General features: G+C 66.5%; 7 protein-coding genes. 6 read left to right on the top strand and 1 reads right to left on the bottom strand.

Annotation, left to right across the window (positions count from 1 at the left end):
• Positions 1-69: 69 nt before the first annotated feature.
• The 5 genes from ACPYOD_RS16165 to ACPYOD_RS16145 all read left to right on the top strand — a co-directional run bounded on the left by ACPYOD_RS16165 (position 70) and on the right by ACPYOD_RS16145 (position 3,786).
• Complete coding sequence (locus ACPYOD_RS16165; protein ID WP_481302737.1) at positions 70-1,062, top strand: aldo/keto reductase; 993 nt, start codon at positions 70-72, stop codon at positions 1,060-1,062.
• A 55-nt stretch (positions 1,063-1,117) separates the two neighbouring features.
• On the top strand, positions 1,118-1,945 hold the full coding sequence (queF, locus tag ACPYOD_RS16160; protein WP_481302734.1) for an NADPH-dependent 7-cyano-7-deazaguanine reductase QueF: 828 nt from the start codon (positions 1,118-1,120) through the stop codon (positions 1,943-1,945).
• Positions 1,946-2,077: 132 nt separating this feature from the next.
• Complete coding sequence (locus tag ACPYOD_RS16155; protein ID WP_481302733.1) at positions 2,078-2,683, top strand: hypothetical protein; 606 nt, start codon at positions 2,078-2,080, stop codon at positions 2,681-2,683.
• Between the two features lie 84 nt (positions 2,684-2,767).
• Entirely contained in the window at positions 2,768-3,202 is a 435-nt protein-coding gene (gene arfB / locus ACPYOD_RS16150) for an alternative ribosome rescue aminoacyl-tRNA hydrolase ArfB (RefSeq protein ID WP_481302736.1), read from the top strand.
• A complete protein-coding gene (locus ACPYOD_RS16145; protein WP_481302732.1) occupies positions 3,199-3,786 on the top strand; it encodes a 1-acyl-sn-glycerol-3-phosphate acyltransferase in 588 nt (195 codons plus the stop codon). The genes arfB and ACPYOD_RS16145 overlap by 4 nt, the downstream gene beginning before the upstream one ends.
• Before the next feature lie 78 nt (positions 3,787-3,864).
• On the opposite strand, the gene ACPYOD_RS16140 is transcribed toward ACPYOD_RS16145, so the two are convergent.
• Positions 3,865-4,869: a LysR family transcriptional regulator gene (locus ACPYOD_RS16140; protein ID WP_481302735.1), complete on the bottom strand. Its 1,005-nt coding sequence runs from the start codon at positions 4,867-4,869 to the stop codon at positions 3,865-3,867.
• A 146-nt stretch (positions 4,870-5,015) separates the two neighbouring features.
• On the opposite strand from ACPYOD_RS16140, the gene aceB reads away from it, so the two are divergent.
• A complete protein-coding gene (aceB, locus tag ACPYOD_RS16135) occupies positions 5,016-6,614 on the top strand; it encodes a malate synthase A (RefSeq protein ID WP_481302731.1) in 1,599 nt (532 codons plus the stop codon).
• Positions 6,615-6,616: the final 2 nt, after the last annotated feature.

Below are 6,616 nucleotides of genomic sequence, written 5' to 3'. Positions count from 1 at the left end.
CCCTATCCCCGCCGAATCGCCCGTCGCGGCGACGCCGGCGAACACCCCCTCGAAACGAAGGAGACAGGCATGATCACCCGCAAACTCGGCAAGCACGGCCCGGAGGTTTCCATCCTCGGCCTCGGCTGCATGGGCATGAGCGAGTTCTACGGCACCGGCGACGAGAAGGAATCCGTCGCCACGCTCGAACGCGCGCTCGAACTGGGCATCACGTTCTGGGACACGTCCGACGCCTACGGGCCGCACACGAACGAGGAACTGCTGGGCCGCACGTTGCAGGGCCGTCGCGACAAGGTGTTCCTTGCCACGAAGTTCGGCATCGTCCGCGATCCCGCCGATCCCATGAAGCGCGGCATCAGCGGCCGGCCGGAGTACGTGCGGCAGTCCGTGGAAGGCAGCCTCCGCCGCCTGAAGACCGACTACATCGACCTCTACTACCAGCATCGCGTGGATCGCACCGTGCCGATCGAAGAGACCGTGGGGGCGATGGCGCGTCTGGTGGAGGAAGGCAAGGTGCGCCACCTCGGCCTGTCCGAGGCGTCTGCCGAGTCGATTCGCAAGGCAGCGGGCGTCCACCCGATCACCGCGTTGCAGAGCGAATACTCGCTGTGGACACGCGATCCCGAGACCACGGGCACCCTGGCGGCATGCCGCGAGAACGGCGTGGCGCTGGTGGCGTACAGCCCCCTGGGCCGCGGTTTCCTCACCGGCGCCATCACGAAACCGGAGGACTTCGCCGAAGACGACTATCGTCGCGTCAATCCGCGTTTCACCGGAGAGAACTTCGCGAAGAACCTCGCCATCGTCGACAAGGTGAAGAAGTTCGCATCCGACAAGGGCTGCACGCCGGGCCAGCTGGCCCTCGCCTGGGTCATCGCCAAGGGCGACGACATCGTGCCCATCCCCGGTACGAAGCGGGTGAAATACCTGGAGGAGAACGCCGGGGCGGTGGACGTGAAGCTCAGTCCTGCCGAAGTGGCCGAGATCGACGCCGTCTTCCCGCCGGATGCCGCGGCCGGCGACCGTTACGCCGCCAACATGATGGGCTCGATCAACGCGTAAGTCCTTGTCGGCGTAAGGCCTTATAATGGCGGTTTGTTCGCAGCAGCAAACCGCCATGTCGTCCCCCGAACATTCGCCGCTGGGCAAGTCCACCGTCTACGCCGACCGCTACGACGCGGGGTTGCTCTTCCCTATTCCGCGCCAGGGCAAGCGGGACGAGATCGGCGTCTCCGGCACCGCCCTCCCGTTCCACGGCGTCGACATCTGGAACGGTTACGAGCTGTCCTGGCTCGACGCACGCGGCAAGCCCGTGGTGGCCGTGGCGGAATTCCGCTTTCCGGCGAACACACCCAACATCGTGGAATCGAAGTCGTTCAAGCTGTATCTGAACGGCTTTGCCCAGGAGCGCATGGCGGACGCGGCGCGCGTGCACGACACCTTGGTTCGCGACCTCTCCGCCGCCGCCGGCGGCCCCGTGACCGTGACGCTCCGGTCGCCGGGCGAGCTCGACGGCACGACGCTCGGCGAGCCCGAAGGCGTCCTTCTCGACGCGCAGGAACTGGACTTCGACAGCTACGGCCCGCCCCGTGCCGAGTTCCTCGGCACGCACGAAGGACACGTGCGCGAGGTGCTGGTGTCGCACCTGTTGCGGTCCAACTGTCCCGTCACGGGCCAGCCGGACTGGGGCAGCGTGCAGATCGCCTACACCGGCCGGCCGATCGATCGCGCGGGGCTGTTGCGCTACCTCGTCTCGTTCCGTAACCACAGCGAATTCCACGAGCAGTGCGTCGAACGCATCTTCATGGATCTCAGCGCGTGCTGCACGCCGGAAGCGCTGTCGGTGTACGCGCGCTATACGCGCCGTGGCGGCCTCGACATCAATCCCTTCCGAAGCACCGATCCGGCTTCCGTCCCCGGAAACCCGCGCGGTGCGCGGCAATAATGAATAAGGCGCGTTCATGCATTCTTCATTGATCTTGCCTTTAGTTGTGTAGCCTGTACCCTGCGGCGGCCGAGGGGGTTGCCCTCTCCAATGCCTCGTTAGAACCCGACACGCCATCCCGGAATCCAGAACATGAAGCTTTCCTTCCGCTCGTCCGCCCTCTGCACGGCCACCGTCGCCGGCCTTCTGGTCCTCACCGCCTGCGGCAAGAAGGAAGAGCAGCAGAACACCGCGCCTGCAGCCGCCTCCACGGCACCGGCCGCGCAGGCCCCCGCGACGGCGCCGACGGCGACCGCTCCGGCCGCCACGGGCACCGCTGCAGCTGCGGCCACCCCGGCCGCACAGGCGCCGGCCGCGCAGCCTGCCCCGGCCGCTCCCGCCGCGGCTGCCGACACGCTGAAGGTCGGCTCCGTCACGCTCGGTAATGCCGTCGGCAGCGACAAGAAGGTGGCGAAGGAAAAGACCACTTTCGCCCCGACCGACAAGACCATCTACGCCTCGGTCGCCACCGAGGGCACCACGGCCGGCGCCACGCTGAATGCCAAGTGGACCTACCAGGACGGCGACACCACCACGACCGTCAGCGACATCAGCCAGTCGATCAGCACCGACGGCCCGGCGGTCACCACGTTCAAGATCCAGAACCCGAACGAGTGGCCGGAAGGCAAGTACAAGGTCACCGTCTCGCTCAACGGCCAGGCCGTGGGCAACGAGGCGTTCGAGGTCAAGAAGAAGTAAGACCCGCCACGGCGGTCGACGAGAAGGGCGCGGCGCGAGCCGCGCCTTTTTTATTGGCGGGACACGACGGGCGACGCTGCTAGAATCGGCCCCGACATGCTCATCGTGACCCGCTCCATCGCCATTCCCGACGCCGAACTGGTCGAACGCTTCATGCGCGCCGACGGACCGGGCGGGCAGCACGTGAACCGCACGGAAAGCGCGGTGGAACTCCGCTTCGACGTGGCCGGCTCGCCGTCGTTGCCTGACGACGTACGCGCCCGGGTGCTCGCCCGCCGAGACCGCCGCATGACCGATGCCGGCGTGCTCGTGATCCAGGCGCGCCGATTCCGCGACCAGGCGCGGAATCGGGAAGACGCCCGCGAGCGCCTGGCCGACGTGCTGCGCGAAGGCACCGTGGTGGCCCGGAAGCGCGTGGCGACGAAGCCCACGCGCGCGTCGAAGGAACGCCGCCTTGCCGGCAAGGCGCAGCGCTCGCATACGAAGAAGACGCGCTCGCGCGACTGGAGTCGCGAATGAACGCCACGCCGCCGCGGCTCCCGCCGCATGCACCGTCGCTACCCGATTCGTGGTGGAAGAGCTTCTGCCGCTGGGCCATCGGCCTCAGCGGCTGGCGCGTCGTCGGCGATCTTCCGAACCTGCCGAAGCTCATCCTGATCGGCGCACCGCACTCGTCCTATTGGGACGGTGTATGGGGCCTGCTGATGAAGTCGGCGCTCGGCCTCGACCTGGGCGTGATGATCAAGCGCGAAGTGCTCAACGGACCCTTCGGACCGGTTGTGCGCCGGCTGGGCATGATCCCCATTGATCGCTCGGCAGCCACCAACGTGGTGGACCAGATGGTGGCCCGTTTCGCAAGCCACGAAAAGATGTGGCTCGGCATCACGCCGGAAGGCACACGCAAACCCGTGAAACAGTGGAAGTCGGGTTTCCTTCGCATCTCGCGCGCGTCCGGCATCCCCATCCAGCCGATCTTCATCGACTATCCGACCAGGACCTTCACCGTAGGCCCCCTGGTCGAAGCCACGGACGACACCGACGCAGACATGGCGCGCATCCGCGCCATGTTCGCCGGGTATCGCGGCAAGCATCGCAACGTGTAGTTCCGACCGTCGCCTACGTCAACACGGGCCACTTCGCAGCGATGATCCGACGTGCATCGCGCCGTGGAGCACAACGTCTCAGCGCTCGGAGTGCCCCGACTCATCGTAGTCGCGATGCGTCAGCAATCCCGGGCGGATGAGGTCGATGAAGGCGCGCGCTTCCGCGCTGAGGAATTTCCCCTTCCGCATAACCACGCCGTAGCTGCGTTGCGGGAAGTAGCGGCGCAGGTTGCGCACCACGAGTCGCTGCTTGTCCGCTTCCGTGATGCAGATGCCGGTGACGATGGAGATGCCGAGGCCCATCGCCACGTACTGCTTGATCACGTCCCAGCCGCCGACCTCGATCGCCACGGTGTACGGCACATGCCTCTGCTGGAACACCATGTCGACGAGACGGAACGTGGTGAGGCGCTGCGGCGGAAGGATGAGACCGTAGGGCGAAAGGTCTTCCAGGCGGATATCTTCCTTGGCCGCCAGCGGATGGTCGGGCGGCATGATCAGCATGGGGTCGTAGTGGTACACCGGCGCCCATGCGATGTCCTGCGGCACGTCGAGCATGGAACCGATGGCGATATCCGCCTCGTCGGCGCGCAACAGCGCCAGTCCGTCTTTTCCGGTGACGTTCGCCAGTTGCAGGTGCACCGACGGGTAGCGCTCGCGATACGCCTTCACCAGATCCGGAAGCAGGTACTGGATCGTGGAGGAACCCGCCGCCACGGTAAGCTTGCCGCCTTGCTGGCCCCGCGTCCTCGCCTGGAATGCCTTGTCGAGATTTTCGAAGCCCTCCACGAGCGGCCGCGCGATCTCGTAAAGCGCCTCGCCCGCGTCGGTAAGCGTCACGCGTCGCCGGGTCCGCTCGAGCAGGGGGGCGCCCAGTTCCCTTTCCAGCGCCTTCAGCTGAAGGCTGACGGAGGGCTGCGAGAGGAACAGCGCCTCTGCCGCCCGGCTCAGGGTGCCGAGACGGGTGACGTAGACGAAGGCGCGGAGCTGCTTGAGCCGATTGCCCTTGTAGTAGAAGCGCGCGCCATCCGCCGCCGCGTCCGCGCGACGAGGCTTGGGCGAACCTTTAGGTGTTCGATTCAGCTTTCGCGGGGGCACTTTAGCTCCGTTGTTTCAGAGTCTTACGACTAGTATTAACGTTATTAATAGATGTCTTTGAAACATATGCTTTGTCAAAAGCATAGCCCCGGCCCTAGCTTGGATGCCACACCCGTACCGGAGCATGTTTCATGGCCGTTCCCCAGAGTGCGCTCGACCCGATGTCCGGCATCCGCCTCCACGGGGGCAGCGAGGACTATCAGGACATCCTGACGCCTGGCGCCCTTGCCTTCGTGGCCGACCTGCACCGCCGCTTCGATGCCCGCCGCCGCGCCCTCCTCGCCGAGCGCGTCACCCGCCAGGCGGGGTACGACGCCGGCGAACTCCCCGACTTCCGCACTGACACGGCCACCATCCGCGAAGGCGACTGGACGGTCGCGCCCATTCCGGCGGCGCTGCAAGACCGCCGTGTGGAGATCACCGGTCCGGTCGAACGCAAGATGATCATCAACGCGCTGAATTCCGGCGCGAAGGTGTTCATGGCGGACTTCGAGGACTCCAGCGCGCCGACCTGGGCGAACCAGGTGGAAGGCCAGCGCAACCTGCGCGATGCCATCGACGGGAGCATCGAATTCACGAGTGCCGAGGGCAAGGCCTACCGCGTGGGCGCCAACCCCGCCGTGCTCGTCGTGCGGCCGCGCGGGTGGCACCTGCCCGAGCGCCACATGACCGTCGACGGCGAAGTGGTCTCTGGCGCGCTCGTGGACTTCGGGCTGTTCGCCTTCCACAACGCGAAGGCGCTGCACGCGCGGGACCGGGGTCCGTACTTCTACCTTCCGAAGCTTCAGTCGATGGAGGAGGCCGCGCTCTGGAACGACGTCATGTCGCACGCCGAGGCCGTACTCGGGCTGCCGCACGGCACGATGAAGGCGACGGTGCTCATCGAGACGCTGCCGGCCGTGTTCCAGATGCACGAGATCCTGCACGCACTGCGCGATCGCGTCGTCGGCCTCAACTGCGGCCGCTGGGACTACATCTTCTCCTACCTCAAGACCTTCCGCGCGCACGCCGATCGCCTGCTTCCTGAGCGCGGCCAGGTGACGATGAACGTGCCTTTCCTGAAGGCCTATTCGGAACTCCTGATCCGCACCTGCCATCGGCGCGGCACCTTCGCCATGGGTGGCATGGCCGCGCAGATTCCCATCAAGGGCGACGAAATGGCGAACGAGGCGGCCATGGCAAAGGTGCGCGCGGACAAGCTGCGCGAAGTGACCGCCGGCCATGACGGCACCTGGGTGGCGCACCCGGCGCTGGTTCCGGTGGCGCAGGCAATCTTCGACGAGCACATGCCGACGCCGAACCAGCTCCACGTGTCGCGCGACGACGTCGAGGTCACGCGCGACGCGCTGATCGCACCGGCCATCGGCACGGTCACGCGACAAGGTTTCGACAACAACGTCGAGGTCTGCCTGCGCTACACCGCCGCGTGGCTCGACGGCCTCGGCTGCGTACCGATCCACCACCTGATGGAAGACGCGGCCACCGCCGAGATCGCGCGCGCGCAGCTCTGGCAGTGGCTGCACCACGGCCCGCTCGAATTCAGTGACCACGCGGAAGTGAATCTCGCGCTCTTCGATCAGGCGCTCGCCAGGCATTGCTACCGACTGCGCGAGAGCGACCACCCGGGCGCGCGACGGGCGGAGGAAGCGGCCGCGCTCATCGCCGCACTCACGCACGCCGACGAGCTACGCGATTTCCTCACCCTCCCCGCCTACGACCACCTTTCCTGATC

This window comes from Luteibacter sp. HAY1-4A (assembly GCF_056755355.1).
Note: the sequence above shows the minus strand (reverse complement) of the source record. Positions and strands in the feature narration are given on the sequence as shown.

Excerpts from the sequence above, each read along its gene's own strand:
- queF (WP_481302734.1), top strand. The coding sequence starts at position 1,118 with ATGTCGTCCCCCGAACATTCGCCGCTGGGCAAGTCCACCGTCTACGCC.
- ACPYOD_RS16145 (WP_481302732.1), top strand. The coding sequence starts at position 3,199 with ATGAACGCCACGCCGCCGCGGCTCCCGCCGCATGCACCGTCGCTACCC.
- ACPYOD_RS16165 (WP_481302737.1), top strand. The coding sequence starts at position 70 with ATGATCACCCGCAAACTCGGCAAGCACGGCCCGGAGGTTTCCATCCTC.
- aceB (WP_481302731.1), top strand. The coding sequence starts at position 5,016 with ATGGCCGTTCCCCAGAGTGCGCTCGACCCGATGTCCGGCATCCGCCTC.
- ACPYOD_RS16155 (WP_481302733.1), top strand. The coding sequence starts at position 2,078 with ATGAAGCTTTCCTTCCGCTCGTCCGCCCTCTGCACGGCCACCGTCGCC.